General features: G+C 56.3%; 17 protein-coding genes and 1 tRNA gene. 10 read left to right on the top strand and 8 right to left on the bottom strand.

The annotated features are described in order from the left end of the window. The first annotated feature begins 94 nt into the window (after window positions 1–94). The 4 genes from ACR0DH_RS18130 to ACR0DH_RS18115 are packed head-to-tail and all read left to right on the top strand — an operon-like array spanning window position 95 to window position 4,567. The gene (locus tag ACR0DH_RS18130) at window positions 95–805 is read left to right on the top strand and encodes a GntR family transcriptional regulator (RefSeq protein ID WP_480551298.1); all 711 of its coding nucleotides are present in this window, start codon (window positions 95–97) and stop codon (window positions 803–805) included. Between the two features lie 7 nt (window positions 806–812). Next, window positions 813–1,730: a dihydrodipicolinate synthase family protein gene (locus ACR0DH_RS18125; RefSeq protein ID WP_480551296.1), complete on the top strand. Its 918-nt coding sequence runs from the start codon at window positions 813–815 to the stop codon at window positions 1,728–1,730. A 3-nt stretch (window positions 1,731–1,733) separates the two neighbouring features. Then, window positions 1,734–3,230, top strand: coding sequence for an aldehyde dehydrogenase (locus tag ACR0DH_RS18120; protein ID WP_480551294.1), 1,497 nt, complete (start codon window positions 1,734–1,736; stop codon window positions 3,228–3,230). Further along, the gene (locus ACR0DH_RS18115; protein WP_480551292.1) at window positions 3,227–4,567 is read left to right on the top strand and encodes an NAD(P)/FAD-dependent oxidoreductase; all 1,341 of its coding nucleotides are present in this window, start codon (window positions 3,227–3,229) and stop codon (window positions 4,565–4,567) included. Before ACR0DH_RS18120 ends, ACR0DH_RS18115 begins: the two co-directional genes overlap by 4 nt. A gap of 4 nt (window positions 4,568–4,571) precedes the next feature. Here the strand turns inward: ACR0DH_RS18115 and ACR0DH_RS18110 are convergent, their stop codons facing one another. From ACR0DH_RS18110 to ACR0DH_RS18095, 4 genes are all read right to left on the bottom strand, one after another. Then, entirely contained in the window at window positions 4,572–5,306 is a 735-nt protein-coding gene (locus tag ACR0DH_RS18110; protein WP_480551290.1) for an SDR family NAD(P)-dependent oxidoreductase, read from the bottom strand. Then, a complete protein-coding gene (locus tag ACR0DH_RS18105) occupies window positions 5,303–6,034 on the bottom strand; it encodes an SDR family NAD(P)-dependent oxidoreductase (RefSeq protein ID WP_480551288.1) in 732 nt (243 codons plus the stop codon). The genes ACR0DH_RS18110 and ACR0DH_RS18105 overlap by 4 nt, the downstream gene beginning before the upstream one ends. A 141-nt stretch (window positions 6,035–6,175) precedes the next feature. Further along, a complete protein-coding gene (locus ACR0DH_RS18100; RefSeq protein ID WP_480551375.1) occupies window positions 6,176–7,717 on the bottom strand; it encodes a trimethylamine methyltransferase family protein in 1,542 nt (513 codons plus the stop codon). Window positions 7,718–7,866: 149 nt separating this feature from the next. Continuing rightward, complete coding sequence (locus ACR0DH_RS18095) at window positions 7,867–9,693, bottom strand: BCCT family transporter (RefSeq protein WP_480551286.1); 1,827 nt, start codon at window positions 9,691–9,693, stop codon at window positions 7,867–7,869. A gap of 465 nt (window positions 9,694–10,158) precedes the next feature. Between ACR0DH_RS18095 and ACR0DH_RS18090 the strand changes: the two genes are divergently transcribed. The 6 genes from ACR0DH_RS18090 (at window position 10,159) to ACR0DH_RS18065 (ending at window position 15,330) form a co-directional block, all read left to right on the top strand. Further along, window positions 10,159–11,064 carry a LysR substrate-binding domain-containing protein gene (locus ACR0DH_RS18090; RefSeq protein ID WP_480551284.1) on the top strand — a complete coding sequence of 302 codons (906 nt, stop codon included), beginning with the start codon at window positions 10,159–10,161 and terminating at the stop codon, window positions 11,062–11,064. A gap of 96 nt (window positions 11,065–11,160) precedes the next feature. Further along, a complete protein-coding gene (locus tag ACR0DH_RS18085; RefSeq protein ID WP_480551282.1) occupies window positions 11,161–12,315 on the top strand; it encodes an aromatic ring-hydroxylating oxygenase subunit alpha in 1,155 nt (384 codons plus the stop codon). A 14-nt stretch (window positions 12,316–12,329) separates the two neighbouring features. Beyond that, window positions 12,330–12,584, top strand: coding sequence for a hypothetical protein (locus tag ACR0DH_RS18080; RefSeq protein WP_480551280.1), 255 nt, complete (start codon window positions 12,330–12,332; stop codon window positions 12,582–12,584). A 135-nt stretch (window positions 12,585–12,719) separates the two neighbouring features. Then, the gene (locus ACR0DH_RS18075; RefSeq protein ID WP_480551278.1) at window positions 12,720–14,189 is read left to right on the top strand and encodes a flavin-containing monooxygenase; all 1,470 of its coding nucleotides are present in this window, start codon (window positions 12,720–12,722) and stop codon (window positions 14,187–14,189) included. A gap of 4 nt (window positions 14,190–14,193) precedes the next feature. After that, window positions 14,194–15,168, top strand: coding sequence for an alpha/beta fold hydrolase (locus ACR0DH_RS18070; RefSeq protein ID WP_480551276.1), 975 nt, complete (start codon window positions 14,194–14,196; stop codon window positions 15,166–15,168). Between the two features lie 85 nt (window positions 15,169–15,253). Next, window positions 15,254–15,330: transfer RNA gene (locus tag ACR0DH_RS18065), tRNA-Met, on the top strand. Here ACR0DH_RS18065 and ACR0DH_RS18060 read toward each other — a convergent pair. From ACR0DH_RS18060 to ACR0DH_RS18045, 4 genes are all read right to left on the bottom strand, one after another. Continuing rightward, window positions 15,287–16,900 (bottom strand): recombinase family protein, encoded by a 1,614-nt coding sequence (locus ACR0DH_RS18060; protein ID WP_480551373.1) that lies wholly within the window; start codon window positions 16,898–16,900, stop codon window positions 15,287–15,289. The two genes, ACR0DH_RS18065 and ACR0DH_RS18060, sit on opposite strands and share 44 nt — an antisense overlap. A gap of 274 nt (window positions 16,901–17,174) precedes the next feature. After that, complete coding sequence (locus tag ACR0DH_RS18055) at window positions 17,175–17,609, bottom strand: hypothetical protein (RefSeq protein WP_480551274.1); 435 nt, start codon at window positions 17,607–17,609, stop codon at window positions 17,175–17,177. Beyond that, window positions 17,602–18,090: a hypothetical protein gene (locus ACR0DH_RS18050; RefSeq protein WP_480551273.1), complete on the bottom strand. Its 489-nt coding sequence runs from the start codon at window positions 18,088–18,090 to the stop codon at window positions 17,602–17,604. Before ACR0DH_RS18050 ends, ACR0DH_RS18055 begins: the two co-directional genes overlap by 8 nt. Continuing rightward, window positions 18,087–19,754: a hypothetical protein gene (locus ACR0DH_RS18045; protein ID WP_480551271.1), complete on the bottom strand. Its 1,668-nt coding sequence runs from the start codon at window positions 19,752–19,754 to the stop codon at window positions 18,087–18,089. The genes ACR0DH_RS18050 and ACR0DH_RS18045 overlap by 4 nt, the downstream gene beginning before the upstream one ends. Window positions 19,755–19,800 lie beyond the last annotated feature (46 nt).

Below are 19,800 nucleotides of genomic sequence, written 5' to 3'. Positions count from 1 at the left end.
ATTATTTTTTACTGTATACAAGTTGTATTTTTTTCGCATACATATCTGGAGCGCCGAACCCGCGATTCGAATACTGCGAAACCTCGGAGGTCAGATGAAAGACGATCCCAAATCTCGGAAAGCCGATTTGATCGAGCATTTGAAAGTGTCGATCCTCACATTGCGCTTTCAGCCGGGTACGGACTTGGATGAGGCGCTGCTGTCGGATGAGTTTGGCCTGTCCAGAACCCCTTTGCGCGAAGTGTTCAGGCAATTGGGGGGCGAAGGCTATCTGGACCTGCGCACCAATCGCAGCGCGCGAGTGTCCGAGATGTCCCATACCACCTTGCGCGATTTCTTTCTGGCGGCCCCAATGATCTATGGCGCGGTGCTGCGTCTGGCAGCACGAAACGCGACGCTTACGCAAATCGAAGACCTGAAAACGGCTCAGTTGGCATTTAAATCAGCCCTCAGCTCTGGTTCAGCAGCGGATCGCGCGCTCGCCAACAATCGGTTTCATGAACTGACGGGAGAGATGTCGGGCAATGTTTACCTGCTGCCGTCCTTCAACAGATTGCTGATTGATCACGCACGGATCGGGATGACTTTCTATCGGCCTCAAACCGCAAAAATGACCGAAAATCTGTCAGAAGCCAGCACCCAGCATGACGCCATCATCGCCGCCATCGAGGCGAACGATGAGGCGGCGGCTGCACAACTGGCCGAAAAACACTGGAACCTGTCGCGCGATCAGATCGAACTGTTTGTGATGCCCGACGCCTTGGATGTGCCTTTGGGCCTGTCCCCTCTTTCGAAACCTGCATGAGGACGGAATGAACCCGATTTTCAAGTTTGAGGGGATTTATACCCCGGTGGTCACGCCCTATCACGACGATGGCAGCGTGAATTGGGACGCCCTGGCGCAGGTGATCGAATACCTTATCGAACATGGCGTTCACGGCCTGATCTCGGGTGGGTCGACCGGTGAGAACTATGCCCAGACAGTCGAAGAACGGTTAGAATTGGCACGGTTCGCACATGAACAGCTGAAGGACCGTTTGCCCTTGGTCGTCGGCACTGGCGCGATGCTGACAGCGGATTCGATCGCCTTGGCCTCGGGTGCCCGCGAAATCGGCGCTGATGCCATCCTTCTGGCCAGCCCGCCCTATTCAGTTCCGACCGACCGTGAAAACGCGCTGAACGCGTTGGCCATTGACAAGGCGGCTGACCTGCCCGTGATGCTGTACAACTATCCCCATCGCACGGGCACGATGATGGGCGAAGAGTTTCTGGACCGCATTGGGCGCAGTCGAAATTTTTGTGGCATCAAGGAAAGCTCGGGCGATATCAACCGGGTGCATCTGCTGGCGCGGGATTACCCGCATATTCAACTGGGGTGCGGCATGGATGATCAGGCGCTGGAATTCTTCGCCTGGGGCGCGCCATTCTGGGTCTGCGGCGGATCAAACTTCCTGCCGGTCGAACATGTTGCGCTGTATCAGGCCTGTGTGATCGAAGGTAACTTTACCAAGGGCCGCCGGATCATGTCGGCCATGATGCCACTGATGCGGGTGTTGGAACAGGGCGGCAAGTTCATCCAGACCATCAAGCATGGTGTGACCATGAACGGGATCGACGCAGGCACAATGCGGGCGCCTCTGAAAGGTCTGAACAAGGATGACAAGCGCGCGTTGGAACAGGTGACGCGCGTACTGAAAAAGAAAATCGCAGATATTGTAGCGGAGGGTTAAGGCATGGAACTGCTGACATTGGACGAATACAAATCCATCGCTGCAGGTCTGACCCTGCCCACCGGAGCCTTCATCGACGGTGCATTCCGCCCGGCAATCTCGGGCGACACTTTTGAGACAGTGAACCCTGCCACCAGTGGCAAGCTGACGGATATCGCAGCCTGCGGTGCGGCGGATGTGGATTTTGCCGTCGAAAAAGCGCGCGAGGCGTTTGACGATGGGCGCTGGTCCAAACTGCACCCCTCCGACCGCAAGGATGTGTTGATCCGGCTCTGCAAACTAATGACACGCAATGCGCGGGAACTGGCGGTGATGGAAAGCATCGATAGCGGCAAGACCATCTACGATTGCGAAACCGTGGACCTTCCCGAGTCAATCCATTGCCTGAAATGGCATGCCGAAGCGATTGACAAGATCTACGATCAGGTCTCGCCCGCCAGTGATGACCACATTGCCATGGTGGTGCGTGAACCGATTGGGGTTGTGGGGCTGGTACTGCCTTGGAACTTCCCTTTGCTTATGCTGGCGTGGAAGATCGGACCTGCTTTGGCAGCAGGCTGTTCGGTAGTAGTGAAACCAGCAACTGAAACTACGCTGACGGCCCTGCGCCTGGCCGAACTGGCGATGGAAGCGGGCCTTCCGCGGGGCGTTCTGAACATCGTTCCGGGCGGTGGCCCAGAGGTTGGAGAACCCATCGGGCGGCATATGGATATCGATATGGTGTCCTTCACAGGCTCGACCGTGACCGGCAAACGCTTCTTGACCTATTCCGCCGAAAGCAACGCCAAAGAGGTGGTGCTTGAGATGGGAGGCAAGAACCCCGCGATCGTAATGGAGGATGCCGAAAACCTCGACCGCGTGGCGGCGCATGTGGTCAACGGCGCATTCTGGAACATGGGCGAGAACTGCTCGGCCTCATCCCGTCTGATCGTGCATAAGGATGTGAAGGCAGAACTGCTGGAACGTATCGCGCATCACGCCAAGCAGTGGAATATCGGCGACCCGTTGGACCCGGAAACACGCATGGGCGCGCTGGTGAGCAAAGGGCACTACACCAAGGTTTGCGGGTATTTGGATCAAGCCGAGAATGTGGTTATCGGTGGCAAAGCTGCAGATGGCTTTGTCGAGGCTACAGTGGTCGAGGTTCCCGGAAACGATGCTACCCTGGCGCGCGAGGAGATATTTGGCCCCATCTTGTCGGTGATCGAGGTATCCGGCTTCGACGAAGCCGTCAAAATCGCCAATGACACGGATTATGGCCTCTGCGCTTCAATCTTCTCGGCCAACGCCAAACGCGCCATTCGCGGCGCGCGGGCAATCCGTGCGGGTACGGTTACGGTGAACAGCTTCGGCGAGGGTGATATCACAACGCCCTTTGGTGGCTACAAGCAATCAGGCTTTGGTGGGCGCGACAACTCGGTTCATGCCCACGATCAGTACACCCAGCTTAAGACCATCTGGATTGATCTGGCTGATGATGCGGACGAGGCCGTGGATTGACGCGGTTCGAGGCCAAACGGCTTCCTCGGCAAACAGGTCCGGCCGGGTGGAACGCTATTCTGCCCCGTCGGACGGCTCTGCCAACGCTCAGCGAGGACCTGAGCGCCGATGTCACCATCGTCGGTGGTGGCTTCGCGGGCCTCAGCGCGGCGCGGCGTCTGCATCAGATCGACCCGTCGCTCAGGGTTGTCTTGCTTGAGGCCGGGCATATTGCCGAAGGGTCCTCTGGTCGCAATTCAGGGTTCATGATCGATCTGCCGCATGATCTGGCCTCGGATAATTATGCAGGCGATGCGTTGGAATCGGATCGCGCTGCCATCGCGCTGAACCGTAAAGCCATCGCCTTTGCGACCCATGTTGCCACCGAATGCGATCTGCCGCAGGAAGCCTTTGATCCATGCGGCAAGTTCAATGCAGCCGCAACACCCGGCGGTGACGCCCACAACCTGGAGTTCGCCGAGCATCTGAAGAAGCTGGGCGAGCCACATACGCTGTATGATCGCCAGCAGATCAGCGAGATCACCGGCAGCCCTCATTACACCTCAGCGCTTTATGCACCTGGAACGGTGATGACCCAACCGGCAACCTATGTGCGTGCTTTGGCTAAGACGTTGTCGGAGCTGGTGCGGATATTCGAGCGCTCTCCGGTCATTGCGTTCGAGAGGCAAGGCAACGGGTGGCTTGTTCGGACGCCCAAGGCAAAGGTCACCACCGGCAGCATTATTCTGGCCAATAATGGCCATCTCGAAAGCTTCGGATTCTATGCCCGGCGCCTGATGCATATCTGTCTCTACGCGTCACTGACGGAACCGATGACGCCCGAACAGATCAAAACGCTCGGCGGACAATCACGCTGGTCTGTTACACCTGCGAACCCAATGGGTACATCGGTCAGGCGCGTTTCAGGCAGCTATGGCGACCGTATTTTGGTCCGCACATCCTCTAGCTTTCATCCTGATCTTGAGACATCTGAGGCGCGGCTAAGCAAGGCTGGCCGCGTGCATGATCGTAAGTTCCGCGAACGGTTCCCACACCTACCCGATCTGCAGATGGAGCATCGTTGGGCCGGGATGTTGTGCCTCAGCCGGAACGGATCCGCTGCGTTTGGGGAGCTCGAAAGTGGTGTCTATTCGGCCTGCTGTCAGAACGGACTGGGTATCGCACGTGGAACGTTACAGGGCATGGGCGTCGCGGAACATATCCTGCTGGGCAAATCCGAAATCGCCGATCATTTCACCGCACAGCCCTCGCCCCCACGCCTACCGCCGGAACCTTTCGCGTCAATTGGCGCAAATAGTTACCTGAGGTGGAAAGAGTGGCGCTCGGGCAAAGAATAACCCGTCAAGGCAAGCTCAGCTTTGCCATCCTACCCCCATCCACCGTATAAACCTGCCCAGTGATAAAAGACGCATCGTCTGACGCCAGAAACGCAACCAAGGCCGCAACCTCTTCGGGCTGGCCTGTGCGACCGACCGGATGAATACCGCCTATGTTGCTACGAAACGCATTCGGGTCAGGCATCGAGTCAATATAGTCCAGATTCAGATCGGTATCGATCCAACCCGGCGCTATCGCGTTGCATCGGATACCATCCTTCCCATGATCGACAGCAACCGCGCGGGTCAGGCCGTGCAACCCTGCCTTTGACGCGCAATAGGCGGCATGACCGGGGTTGCTGCCCAGCCCCTCAATCGATCCGGTATTCACAATGGAACCTTGCGTACTGCGCAGGTGCGGCATCGCGGCTTTGATCATCATGAAAGGTGCCGTCAGGTTGACAGACAGCGTGCGCTGCCAGTCTTGCAAGCTCATCGCTTCAACCGACGCCTCCTGCATCATACCTGTATTGTTGACCAGAACATCCAGACGTCCGGCCTTGGCGATGACCGCGTCAATCACGCGCTGCGGCGTGGCGGGATCGGTGAAATCTGCGGTGATCCCTTCGAAATCATCATCCGCCCCGCGTTGTGCCGTAAAAACGCGCGCGCCTTCTTGTTGCAGCCGTATCGCGATAGCACGGCCAATGCCGCTGCGACCGCCTGTAACCAGCGCAGTTTTACCTTCAAATCGCGTCATGAAACAGGTTTGCCTCCGTTCACTTCGACCAACGTGCCGCACACATATCGCGACGCGTCTGACACAAGGAACAGTACGACATCGGCAATGTCTTCGGGCTCGGCGATCCGACCCAATGGTACGGTTTGCCCCAGTTCCGCCACCGCAGTGTCCGGATCAAACCCCCGTTTTTCGAAACCAGAGCGCAGCATGGGCGTATTCACTTCGTTTGGACAAACAGCATTGATGCGAATGCCCTGGTGCGCGTGATCCATCCCCATACATTGGGTCAAGGACGCAATGGCCGCCTTGGTCATGCAATAGACTGCATGGTTGGGTCCCGGACGCAAACCCCAGCATGAGGCCGTGTTGACGATAGCTCCGCCCCCGGCATTGGCCAAGATCGGGATCGCGGCGCGGCAGATGCGAAACGGGGCCTCGACATTTACACCCAGCGACAAAGACCAGTCATTGTCTGACGTCTCCGTTACGGATCCGCGCGTTATGACACCGGCATTGTTTATGACGATGTCCAAACCGCCCAAAGCCGAAGCCGCCGTACTTGGCAAACCGTCCGCATAGTCAGGATCCAAAAGATCCCCTGACAAATGCGCTTCAGCACGGATCCCATCCACATTGCGATCCGCCACCGCAACGCGTGCGCCCGCGTCGCGCAAACGCTGCACCAAGGCCATGCCAATTCCACCCGCAGCACCCGTTACAAGCGCCGATTTTCCATTCAGTTCCATATTCTCATCCAATGCATCAGGCAGAGTTCAACCTTTGGCTGTTCCGGTCTTTTCCAGAGTCTGCAATCCTTCTATTCACCGCTAAGAGCTGATTGAAAAAGAGCCCGCCTATATGCAGGCGGGCCAGGTCGGGGAGTTTGCTTAGTAGCTTTGATTCAGTTCATCCGCTGCCGGTATCTCTCGCTCGCGCCGTGCGATATAGTCCAACAACTCTTCATTCTTGGCGATATCCAGCGTCGGTTCTTGATACTCGGCCAACAACTTGCGCGCGTGGTTCAGGGCACGTTCGGTGATCTCAACTTCACCTTCAGCCACCCATTGTTCGATCGAGTTGTTGTCGAACATCTCGGGCATGAAGAACGCCGTCTGGAAATTGTCCTGCGTATGCGGATGGCCCAAATAGTGCCCGCCGGGTCCGACGTCTGGAACCGCGGCAAGCGCTTCGTCAAAATCACCCCATTTTGGCCCCTCGGCCATGCGATAGGCCATCGCGCATTGCTCGGCGTCGACAATGAATTTGGCAACGGAACAGTGCATTCCGGCCTCGTTCCACCCGGCGCTGTGCCAGATATAGTTCGCGCCCGCATGAATGACCGCGCTCAGCGTTGTGGCCGACTCATACCCCGCCTGCGCATCAAAGGTTTTGGCCCCGCCCAAAGTGTTCGAAGTACGCCAAGGCACGTCGTAGTATCGCGCCATCTGACCGATCATGAAGTTCATCAGGCTGATTTCCGGCGTGCCAGCCATCGGGGCGCCGGACTTCATAGAGACGGTCGACAGATAATGGCCATAGATCGCCGGAGCCCCTTTGCGGATCACTTGCGTGTAAGCCAACGCACTCAGCGCCTCGGCATTCAGCTGTGCGACCGTGGCGGGAACGGAGGCAGGCGTGTTGGCCCCGCCCAAAACGAACGGAGAGCATAAAACCGGCTGATTGCGACGACAGAAGGCACGCATCGCCCCCAGCATTGTCTCATCCCAGACCAACGGCGAGTTGCCGTTGCAATTCCCGGTGGTGACCGGGTGTTGCTCAAGAAAATCTTCGCCAAACAGGATCGCGCACATGTCCATCACATCCTCGGCGTTCTTGGGCGAGGTGGTCATGCCCATGAACGTCTTGTCCGAGTGTTTCATCGACGAATAGGTGATACGCAGATGCCGTTGGCTGATCGGGTGATCATACGGTTCGACGATGTGATGCGCCGAGGAATGCAACGCGGGCATCATGTGGCTGAGTTTGTGAAACACTGCCAAATCGTCCAGCGTTGGATTCCTTCGCACATCGTCCAGATCGCGCAGGAACGGTGCACCGGTCATAGGCACAAAGATCGAGTGCCTTCCCCCCAGCCGCACGTTCTTATTCGGATCACGCGCGTGATATGTGAAATTCGACGGGATGGTTGCGAGCAACTCGCGCACGAGGCCACGATCTAGATAGACCAACTCACCTTCGACTTTGGCCCCTGCCCGCTTCCAGTCTTCCAGGGCAATCGGATCGCGGAACTGCACGCCTACGTTTTCAAGGATGTCCATCGATGCACTATCGATGCGCTCAACTTGGCTTCCGTCCATCACTTCGCACAGCGGGATGCCGCGGGTCAGTCCTGGCAGCATCTCGAAATTTGGAGCGGTACGTATGGCGCGGCGGGCCGAGCGCCCACCGGCACGTGTCGTAGTACGCATGTTCACGGGGCAATCCTCCTTCTTCCTGCTTACTTTGGCGGGGTCGACCGGGGATTACCTCTCTGATTGCGATATGTGATTGCAGGAAGCGACACGAAAAACGCCGCCCAAGGGGGCGGCGTTCTGGTTTTGTATATCAAGCTTGAAGCTTATTCAGCGGCCTGTGCACTTGCGGCTTCGTGTTTGTCGCGTTGACCGTCGCGGAACAGTGCCTTGGCCAGCGAGATACACATCAGCCCCATCACCATCGTGAACGGAAGCGCGCCGATGATCATAGCATTGCGCAAAGCGTCCATCGGATTGTTGTCACCTGCGGCCAGGATCAGCGCACCGATTACGGCCGTCAGGATAACACCCCAGATGATACGATGCTTGATCCCGGTTTCCTGGCTGCCACCCGACATGATGGTGTTCATCACCAGAATGCCCGAGTCCGCCGAGGTTACCAGGAAGGTCATGATCAGGATCACGCACATGACATTCAGCATGGACAGCAGCCCACCATCGATCATGTAGGACAGCGTCACAAACAGCTTGTTTGTGTTCGATGCACCAATGATCGCACCTTCGGCAGCGCCTGCCAGTTCCAGATCAATCGCAGTGCCACCCAGAACGGTCATCCATGCAAAGCACACCAGCGCCGGTGCGAAGACACAGCCCAAGATGAACTCACGCACCGAACGACCCTTGGAGATACGCGCCAGGAACAGGCCCACGAAGGGCGAGAACGCGATCCACCAGGCCCAGTAGAACGTGGTCCAACCGGCCTGCCATCCGAACTGGCGGCCCTGTTCACCAGCTGCGTAGACTGCAGCCAGCGTCTCGGCATCCAGCTCGGCGGCTGCACCTGTCAGGCCATCCTTGAAGCCATCAAAGCTGCCCCAGGCATTGGTCGCGCCTGCCATCAGATCACCAGCCATCGGCTGTGCCGCTTCCGGCAGACCAGCGGCGAAGGCATCCGCAGACATTGGACCATAGGCGCTAAAGCTCAGTGACAGGAAGTGAAGGATGTAGTCCACCATCGCTGTACCATAGGTGGTCATCGCGAAGACGAACGACCCAAACACTACGAATGTTCCCAACAGGATGATCGACAGAACCAGGTTGAGGTTCGACAGGTACTTAACCCCGCGCCCAACACCTGAAACCGCCGAGATGATCGACAGGCTCATGATGACCAGCAGACCCGAGATCAGACCCACTTTGCTTGGCGTCGGGACTTCGCCACCCAGGTCCATCACCCATTGCATACCAGTGATCGCGTATACACCATCGATGAATTGGCTGACGCCATATCCAATCGTCACCGAGACGCCGAGGATTGTCGCCACAACACCCAGAACGTCGACCACATGACCCAGGAACCCGTTCATCAGGCGACCGAACAAGGGTGTCAGCGCCGACCGGATGGTCAGTGGCATGTTGCGGGTATAGGCGTAGTAAGCCAGCGACAGACCTGTCACCACGTAAATGGCCCAGGCATGGAAACCATAATGCAGGTAGGTAAAGCGATAAGCCGACTGCAGCGCTTCAGGGCTGTTACCCTCGACCGCGCCCGAGACAACAACTGGGTTCGATCCCCACAGGCCCAGCGGTTCAGCCGTGGCAAAAACCATCAGCCCGACACCCAAACCGGCCCCAAACATCATCGAGAACCAGGAGAAATTTGAGAACTCGGGCTTCTCACCCGGCGTACCCATGACCCGCTTACCGGTTGAAGGGATAATGGCGACGATCGCCAGGAAGAAGAAGAACAGACCAACAATAATCACATAAAAACTATTGAAGCTTTCCAGCAAGCGACCGTTCCAGCTGCCCAAAGTGCTGTTGGCATTCGCAGGCCAAACCAGCGCCCACAGCACAAGGGCCACCATGATGCCCTTACTGATCAGCGCAATAGGTACGCTGTAATTTTCATAGAAACCGGCATCTGCCGTTTCTATCTCAAGATCCGTGAATGGTTCAGGTACCGACATATCTCTCCTCCGTGTTGTCGATGCGAGGGGGGCGGAGAGCTGCCGCAGATGCGATGCCCTCTCATTATTCTTGATGTTATCGTTTGCTTACTGCTTCCAAAGCCGTGTGTTCAGACGCGCATACAATTCTTGTTTTCCTTGAATTTGCCCACCAGGCCCGACTGCCCATTGATTCGCAATTGCGACAATTCAGACCCGCATGTTTCAGGTCCTTGGTGGAGCGGCCCACAGTTTCGGCGAGCGTGTTTCGTGTTCTCTGCCGAATGTGATCCAAGTTCTTCTGTTTGCGTAAAGCGCCCCTTGCTAAATTGTCGCACCAAAACCGACCTTTTTACAGGTTTAGACGACCCATGGATCGCGGTTCCGGCAATTTGCCGTATTCTCGATGCATCAATTGCTTTCTTTCAATGGCAAAAATTTTCATAGTCACGCGAACAAGACTAATCCGTAATCAGCCAGGTCCTGATGTCCCGACGCCACTATAAACTGCCGCCTCTTACCACCCTTGCTGCTTTCGAAGCCGCGGCGCGCCACCTCAGCTTTAAAAACGCCGCCGAAGAGCTTTCGGTGACGCCCGGCGCAGTCAGCCATCAAATCAAAGCACTCGAAGGGTATCTGGAGGCACCGCTGTTCCAGCGCAAACACCGCAGCGTTGATCTGACCGATGACGGCAAAGCATTGTACGAGGCGCTGTCGACCTCATTCGCCCGTATCTCAAAGACCCTGTCTACCATACGGGATCGCTCGCTTGGCGGAAAAGTGACCGTGGGCTCAACCACTGCCGTTGCAGCCCTTTGGCTGTCCCCATCGGTGATCAGGTTCTGGCGAGACGCGCCCGAGATCAGCGTTGATCAAATCTCGCAGGACCGGCCTTTTCGGGATCGCCCTGACCTGGATTTCTTTATCCGCTACGGGCGCGACAGTGACGCAAACTTGGACCACACCGCGCTTTATCGTGACAACCTGATCCCGGTCGGCAGCCCGGAATTGGCCGAGCGCCTGAACCGAACAGGGTTAAAGGATATTGCAGCCCAACGCCTGATACATCTTGATTCCGAAGACAACAGCTGGACCACATGGCCAGATTGGTTCCGCGAACTGGGTTATGAGGAACGACTGACATCCGAGGCGCGGGTCAACAGCTATTCGGTCGCTTTGCAACTGGCCCGTAAAGGGGCAGGTCTGGTTCTGGGGTGGCAGCGGTTGATTCAGCCTATGTTGCAGTCGGGCAAACTTGTTCCCATCGGCTCACATTATCTGACGGCACCCAACCAGTTTTACCTTGTCGGTCGGCCAGATGATGAGCTGTCCGACAACGCCCGAGCGCTCAAAGATTGGATCATTCAAGAGGTGCGCGAAGGGACGGTTTAATTCAACTCAACCTGTGATGAGGTTTTCTGATATTGATGAAAACCCATTCTGTCCGCCAATAGGTTTTGCAATGCAATCCAGCCGCAGGAGAGCCTGATGAACAAACATAGCCCGCTTTCGTCGGTTCTGGCCGATGTGAACACCGCCAACGGCCTGCCAAACGAACATTATGTCGACCCCGGCGTTTTCGCCGAGGAGCGGCAATCGGTTCTTTATGCAAACTGGTCCGGCATCGGATTTGGCAAAGACGTCCCAGAATCCGGCGATGCAAAACCGGTGGATTTTCTGGGCATGCCCCTGTTGATCGTCCGTGACCGTGATGGCGAGATTGGCGTGTTTCAAAACACCTGCCGCCACCGCGGGATGATCCTTGTGGATGCACCCAAGAAAATCGGCGGCGCTATTCGCTGCCCCTATCACAGCTGGTGTTACAGCCTGAAGGGAGAGTTGCGCGCGACACCCCATGTTGGCGGCCCTGGTCAGAACAAACATGAAGATGTCAAAAACGAAGACCTTGGGCTGGTGCGTATCCGTTCGCATGTCTGGCGCGATGTGATCTTTGTGAATGTCGACGGCAATGCTCCGACCTTTGAGGATGCGCATGGAGAATTGCTGGAACGCTGGAGAGAATTCGAAACTCCCCTGTTTCATGGCGGCGATGAATCCTCGTTGAAACTTGAGGTCAAAACCAACTGGAAGCTGGCGGTTGAAAACTATTGCGAAAGCTATCACCTGCCGTGGGTCCATCCGGGGCTCAACAGCTATTCCCGGCTGGAAGATCACTACAACATCGAAAAGCGCGGGCATTATTCGGGTCAGGGCACGTTGGTCTATCGGCAGTTGACCGATCAGGATGGCGCAACAATGCCTGATTTTCCGGGCCTCAGCGACAAATGGGATGAAGGCGCGGAATACATCGCTCTATACCCGAACGTCTTGCTGGGCGTTCAGCGCGATCACAGCTTTGCAATCATCCTGGAACCTGTCGATCAGGGCAATACGGTTGAGCATATCGAGCTCTACTATGCCAAAAGCGAGGCTGATACACCCGAACATGACGGGCTGCGCGCCTCGAATGCACAACTATGGAAAACCGTTTTCGAAGAAGATGTTTTTGTCGTCGAAGGCATGCAAAAAGGCCGACATGGTATGCTGTTTGACGGCGGCCGGTTCTCGCCCGCGATGGATGGCCCAACGCATAACTTCCACCATTGGGTCGCGACACAGATAGAGAATGGACGCTCCGAATAGTCTCGAAATCGCACATGGAGCTGAAAGAAATGGACAGGGCAGCGCTGGATGACTTGTTGCTGGACGCGCATGCGCGCAATGATCCGGCTGCCCTTGTCGCATATTATACGATGGCCGCCGATGAGCGCGAAGGCGCAGGCGACATCGATGCGGCCTGTTTTTTCCTGACCCACGCCTTTGTCTTTGCGCTGGAGCACGGCGCACCTGAGACTGATATCCTCAATCTGCGTCTGGTGCGCCATGGTCGGGCCGATCGCCTAGAACTGTGATCTCCGCAACGCCGGACGTCGCACTTTAAGTTTCGCCCGGCGTTTTGGCCCAAACAAACGACAGCTTGCTTCTTACCCCAGCATCCTTATCTATGCTGGGGTGATCACCATATGGTTGTGCTAAGGGGCGAGGGCTTGGATCAAAAGACGGATATGTTGATCATAGGCGCTGGCATCGCCGGGATGACCATGGCGCTTGAGGCGCGCAAACTGGGCATCCGCGATATCACCATTCTGGAAAAGGCCGATGAAATCGGTGGGACATGGCGGGAAAACACATATCCCGGGGTTGCCTGCGATGTACCATCGCATCTTTATAGCATGGCATCTCATCCCAACCCGGACTGGAGTCAGGTTTACGCAGGCGGGGCCGAAATACAGGCTTATCTTCGAGACATTGCGCAAAAAGAAAACCTGTATCACCTCTGCCAGTTCAACCAGCGCCTGAAATCCGCCAGGTGGTGCGGTGATCATTGGTACGTTGAAACAGATGACGGACAACGCTGGACTGCTCAGTTCCTGGTTTCGGCCATCGGAGCGCTGCATGCACCCAAAATCCCCAAAATTCCGAGTACAGAAAGTTTTGCCGGACCCAGCTTTCATTCCGCCGAATGGGATCACGATGTTGATTTGACCGGCGCAAACATAGCTGTTGTTGGCACCGGTGCTTCGGCCATACAGTTTGTCCCGGAAATCGCAAAGATCGCGAAGCGGGTAACTGTCTTCCAACGCAGCGCCCCTTACGTTCTGCCGCGTATGGATGGACCGGTCGCGCCATGGGTCAGACGGCTGTATCGGCAGGTTCCGCTGCTCGCGCGGATGAGACGAAGCCTGATCTTTGCCTATTTTGAATTCCGCCACCGCGTGTTCCGGCGCGAGAAGCATATGGTGAAATACGCCATGCACCTGTGGCACAAAGCGTTGCATTCCGCAGTATCGAACCCGGCAGAGCGGGAGAAGCTGACCCCGAACTACCAGATCGGATGCAAACGTATCCTCAGCTCGAATGAGTGGTATCCAGCCCTGATGCGCGACAATGTCGATATCATCCCTTCGGGCGTCGCGTCGATCGAGGGTGATACGATCACAGCCAGCAACGGGACAAAGGTACAGGCCGATGTCCTGATCTGGGGAACCGGTTTTCACGTGACCGATATTGCTGAACGTCTGGACATTACGGGCGCAGACGGTCTGACACTGCGCGACGCTTGGTCAGACGGGATGCAAGCCCATCTGGGCACCGCAGTTGCAGGGTTCCCGAACTTTTTCATCCTTTTGGGACCGCATACAACGCTGGCCCACAACTCGGTCATTTTGATGATCGAGGCGCAGGTGCGTCATATCGGCGAAGTGCTTACGTCAATGTCGGATCAAGGCATTCGCACGATCAACCCGCATGCAGAAAAGCAGGCCGCATTTACACAGGAAATGCAAGACCGGCACGCGGATGCTGTTTGGCAAGACGGCGGTTGCACATCATGGTATCAGGATGCCAAAGGCCACAATACGGCCCTGTGGCCCGGAACCGCTGCTGAGTTCCAGCGACGCATGGCCGCCGCGGGCATCGAACACTACGTACCCTTGTCCGACGCAAAAGGAGACTGATGAGATGACAATTGTTCTGAGCGTGCTGGCACTTCTCGTGGTCTTTCTTTTGGGCATGCACCTCTGGACAAGGCATCTGACCAAGGTTGGCCTTCAGACCGTTCCTCAATTGGGCCAGATAATCCCGGTCTCAGGCGGCAGCATTCATTACGTTGAAAAAGGCGACCCCAACGCACAAACGATTGTGATGATCCACGGGCTGGCCGGGCAATTGCAGCATTTCACCTATGGTCTGATGGATGAGCTTGCGGATGAGTATCACGTGATCGCCTTGGATCGATCAGGCTGTGGATATTCTACCCGCGACACGGCTGAGATGGGCCGTTTGCCCGAACAGGCCCGCATGATCACCGAATTCCTCGATGCAAAGGGCGTCACTGATGCCGTGTTAGTCGGGCATTCACTGGGCGGAGCGGTCTCACTTGCCATCGCACTGGACTACCCGGACCGCGTGTCCAGCCTAGCCCTGCTTGCGCCCTTGACCCATCAAATGCCAAAGCCGCCAGAGGTGTTTAAATCCCTTGAAATCCGCACGGCCTGGATACGCCGCCTGATCGGAAACACCCTGGCTGTTCCCATTGCGTCCAAAACGGCACCCCATGTCTTGCAGGTGGCCTTTGACCCCGAAACAGCACCGGATGATTTCCTGGAACGCGCAGGTGGCGCGCTTGGCTTGCGCCCAACAGCCTTTATCACCGCATCCCAGGATCTTGTTGGGGTAGATGACAGCATCGCGGCCCAAAGCGCACGCTATCCTGAACTGAAAACGCCCGGAGGTGTTTTATACGGGGCACAGGATGCTATCCTTTCCGCTAAAATGCACGGGCCGCAGATGCAGCAATTCGGACTGACATATGAAGAGGTCGATGGTCTGGGCCATATGACCCCCATCACCGTGCCGGAAACATGTGCAGATTTCATACGCAGGGTAATCCAGAACGCTGCGAAGGCAGACAATACATCAACTGATGTCGGTTGAGGTTAGATCAGAAAAATTCCCTGTCGAACCGACCATTTCCCCCTTGACCCTCTCCAACGGCTCGCTTACATCGCCTTTCACTCATGGCGGAGTAGCTCAGTTGGTTAGAGCAGCGGAATCATAATCCGCGTGTCGGGGGTTCAAGTCCCTCCTCCGCTACCACTAAACCCCCCACTTTTTTGGAACGGTTTGAAACCAGGGCGCTAAGGCGGCCTTTCACTTCGACCGGCACGCTGCCTTCCTCGGTCGGAGACACAACGATCTCCGAAATCAAGCCGCGCACCGCATCACGTGCTTTTGGATTCGGATTGCCGTCATGCGACTGCATGGAAGAGATCATTTCATCCAGTGCCGTGACATAACTGGTTGCTGTCGCAGGATTGAATTCGAGCGCCTTCTCCTTCTCGTCAAAGCTGGCCAATACGTCCGCGGCAACTGAGGCGCGTTCTTTGGCCTCGGTCAACTTTGCCTCGCCTTCGACTCCTTCAAGAATTTCCATCTCAAAAAGCTCGATACGGCGCGATAGCAGCTTGTTAGCTTCTGCTACAGCGCGTTCGAGCTTCTTCCTGTCCGGTTTGTCCGCTGCGTTGAGTTTGCGACGTTCTTCATTGTAGGTGCGGATGAACTCATCGATGTAGGTTGGCTCAGACAACTCCTTTCGCAGTTCGGTCAGCAGAGCGCTCTCGATCTTGTCGAGGCGAACCTTCCCGTTATTGTTGCAGGAGCCACTCTCTTTGGCCGTTGAGCAATGGATGCGGATGGTATTGCCGTTTCTGTCATGAATCGACATGCCGCCACCGCAGCACCCGCATTTGATCAGCCCCGAGAACGGGCGCACAGGGTTTCGGGTCGATTTTCCCGATCGCTTGGCCGCAGACTGCGTGGCCAAACGCCGCTGAACTGCGTCCCAAAGTTCCTCTTCGACAATACGAAGGTGCGGAACTCCCACAAATTTCCAGTCTTTGACCGGCTTTTCACGGCTGGCCCTTTTGCCTGTTATCGGGTTTCGTACCATTTTGACGCGATCCCAAACGAGTATGCCAGCATAAAGGGAATTTCTGAGAATACCGTAGCCGCGCTTGCCGTTTCCATTCAGCGTTGACGCGTTCCACTTCGTCCCACGAGGCGGTAACTCACCGCGAGCGTTGAGCTCATGAGCAATATCTCGCGGGGAGGCTCCTTCTGCGTAGGCCTTATAGATTTGGCAAATAACTTCTGCTTCGTGTGCCTTGACCTGGAGCTCCCCGGGTTTTCCCGCAATAGGTGAGTAACCATAAGCCTTACCGCCGGCACTCAAACCTTTGGCTATGTTGCCTGACATTCCGCGATGCACTTTTTCACGCAGATCTTTGAGGAAAACCGTACCGACGAAGCCGCGAAGGCCAATCTGGAGTTCCGACTGTACCCCCTCGCTGGCTGAAATGATTTCGACGCCGGCGTAGCTAAGCAGTTTATGCACCTTATGAAGATCACCTGCGTCCCGGCTGATCCGATCAACACACTCCACGACCAGTGCATCAATTTCACCCGCACTCGCCGCTTCGAGAAGATTAGCAAAACCAACTCGCCCAATCAGAGTCTCAGAGGTTTTGGCCCTGTCTTCGAATGTCCGGACCTCCCTATAGCCTTCACTTGTCAGGTAGCGTCGGCAGAGCTCCACCTGATCTTCAATGGAGCGCTCCGACTGGAGCGTGGTCGAATAGCGGGCGTAGATCGCAGCGCGGCGTTGCATTCTCTCGAGTTCCTCGCGTCTTGTTGTGCTGCCGCCCGGGCCAATTCCCGGACGAGCTCAAGCAAACCAACATCTGGCGTCGGGTTTTGCTTTGCTGCTGGGGACTTGGTGATCTCTTCACAAATCGAAAAATCGGTTTGGATCGGTTTTTGAACTGTCATGGTGCTCGCTTTATGTTTCAACGAGCGTGAGATCGGTCTCCTTTAGAAAATTTAGAAACGCAGTTTAATCCGAACGGTTCGGAGAGCGAGAAACGCTCTCCGATAGCGGCAGGCTAAGTCTGCGCTTCTGCGATCACTCGACGAGATATGCGGTCGGCACGACGCAGGTTCTGGATGAGTTGAAGACGCCTGCGAAGCGTTACCAAAGGTTCAACCGTCAGGTTCAATTCGGCTGCTTGATTTGTCAGCCGCCAATTTATCCAGGCACCGCCCGGGCAATTCTCATCCGTGATCACCTCGCTCACCCATCCGGATTCTATCTCAGCCAAGACAGGCTGGAGCAGAGATTCGAGATCGTCGAGATCGCGATCACCGAACATTTCGCCCGCACCGAGGCGCGAGCCAAAACGATAGGCTATGCGCGCGCCGCTGGGCTCCAGACTGTCGATCAGCATGTCGAGTGCCTTTGACGCTGAGGGCACCATGTTGAGCGCTTCGAGGATCGCGGCCTCGATCGGCAATAGCTGCTGTGCGATGCTATCATACATAGCGCACCTCCCGCGTATCCGGCCGTCCCTTGCGACGCGTTTCCACCGTGACGGCGCGTATCTTTCGACCCGAGCCTCTGCTGCCGAACCTACGGGAGCGCCGGATATCGCGTTCTGCATGTATTCGTGCGCGAACGCGATGAAGTCGATCCAGCGCTGCGTCGGCGAGTTCACCCAATACGGGCGTTCCATCGGAGTTTCTGTCGAAGCCGCTGTTGTCGACAGATACGGAAACACGTCGAGCCGCATTGAAGCGTGTTGGCGCCCTCAAAGAAGCCTGTTCCCGCTCCTCTTCCGAACGCACATCGACGCAATAAGCCTGCTTACGTGGACAGGGGTTCGTTGTGCCGTAAGCCAGAACCGCAAAGCGCTCACCGGCCATTTCCTCGACATCAATAACCAGCGACGGCCGAACTTTGGGATCATCCTCTCCCATCGTTTCATGGGGGAAGCGAAACGCGACGACATCGCCAACTTTCAAACGGGATTTCCAGTTCTCGGAGGGCAGCGCGATTTCAGTTTAAGTGTCATGAGACATCCTTCATCGAAGTTGAAAAGAGCCGCGTCTTCCACCGTGTTTGGGCTGGTTCCCACTTTCGGCTGCGCGACATCCGGACTGCGCAGTCGAAGGTGGGCGACCTGCTTTTTCCGCTGTTTCGGTTCTCGTCCGTGCGCTGTTGTCCGGTCTGTTGCAGCTTTCCGATCTGTCGCCAGCGTGTTCGAAGTGTTTCCTATGGGTCGGTTGACGGGTGTTTCCGACTGCTGTGCCTCTGTTGGAGGTCCACAGAGTTCTCTGTGTCCAGAATGGTTCCCCTGTAGTGGACATGGACCTGTCCGGTCCGGAGCAACGGGCAGCTCTGGGAGTGTTCCTACCTTCTTGCGCGCGTAATACTGGGACCTACCAAGACCATAGTTCAGCCAGGGCTTGTTTCTCGATGCGTTGTTTTCCGGCAGGTACTGATCTCGCGAGGTACTCCCCTGAACAGCACGTCGTGCTCGTTCCCGTTCAGCTTTTCTGCGGTGGCGCTCTTCCGCTGGCATCACCTGACGCATGCTCAACTGACGCGCCATATCCGCTGATACGTCGAGACGCTCCGCAACAGTCGAGCCGCTGTAACAATATCTCTCGCTCTCGCGTGCATTGTCGCAAGCTTGCAGCTTTGACTTAGCAAGAGCCTGCTTAATGATTGCGTTTGTTTCATTCCTGCATAGCCTGGGGGTTGCCGTATCTGCCGCTCGTTGAATGTGACCTTCGATGCGTTTGGTGTCTGACTGATGGGTCTGGCAGGTAGCATAGAAGTGCAGCCAGGTGTTTCGGTATCCCACAGGGATCACCCCACCGTGGTAAATCCGGTAAGCCTCGAGATCTTTCAGGATCTGTTCAAATCGCTCAGCTTGGGTCAATCCCCGCGGCATTGTCTGACTACCCGGCTCCCGATCCTGACGCTGTTTGCGGCGCTCCGTAAGCTCGGAACGGGTGGGCCGCCCGACGGCGGCAAAAATCTGATCAGCAAGGACATCAAAATCCTGGCGTTGGCAATTCCCACCAGACACCCGAACGACCCGGCCCGATTTCTCGTTTCGAGTGCCAGGAATGCGAAAGACGCGAGCTGGGTCGTTGCAAGTACGATCCGAACCAAAGGGAGCAAGCAGATCCATCAATGCCCGGATTGCCGCCTGCCAGCGGGATAGTGCAGCAGGTGGCATCGAATGGATCAACCAGATTGCCGCCAGTCCTCGTCCCGTCCGCAAATAGAATGATGGCTCAGAGACACTACGCATCAGAAGATGGTCTGCGACGGCTGCCTGAACGTTCTCTTCACCCTCAGCGCGCCAGCCGGGATCGTTGTGAAAGTCCAAATCGACATAGAGCGTATTCAGACTTGCCAGGCTGGAGTTCCTGCGTCGACCATTGAACCGGTTCAACGAGATGAACGATGTGCGATCCAGCAGCGCATGAAGGCACGCTACAATCCCATCCGGAGAGCGGGTGAATTGTTGGCTGGCCTCCCCGGAATTCTTGATCAGAACGGCAGGCTTACCAACCGCACCGACGGGATGGAGAAGCTGAACATACTCCTTTGGCGAAACGGTGTGGGTGTCATCTGAATGCGGGGCAAAGTCGCGCGGATCGGTGTGCTTCATCCGCGGGAATTGGCTCTACGGTTGTAGGCACAGAAAAATCCAAGCA

The organism is Ruegeria sp. I1, from assembly GCF_056532675.1.
This window is presented reverse-complemented; position numbering and strand designations above follow the sequence as displayed.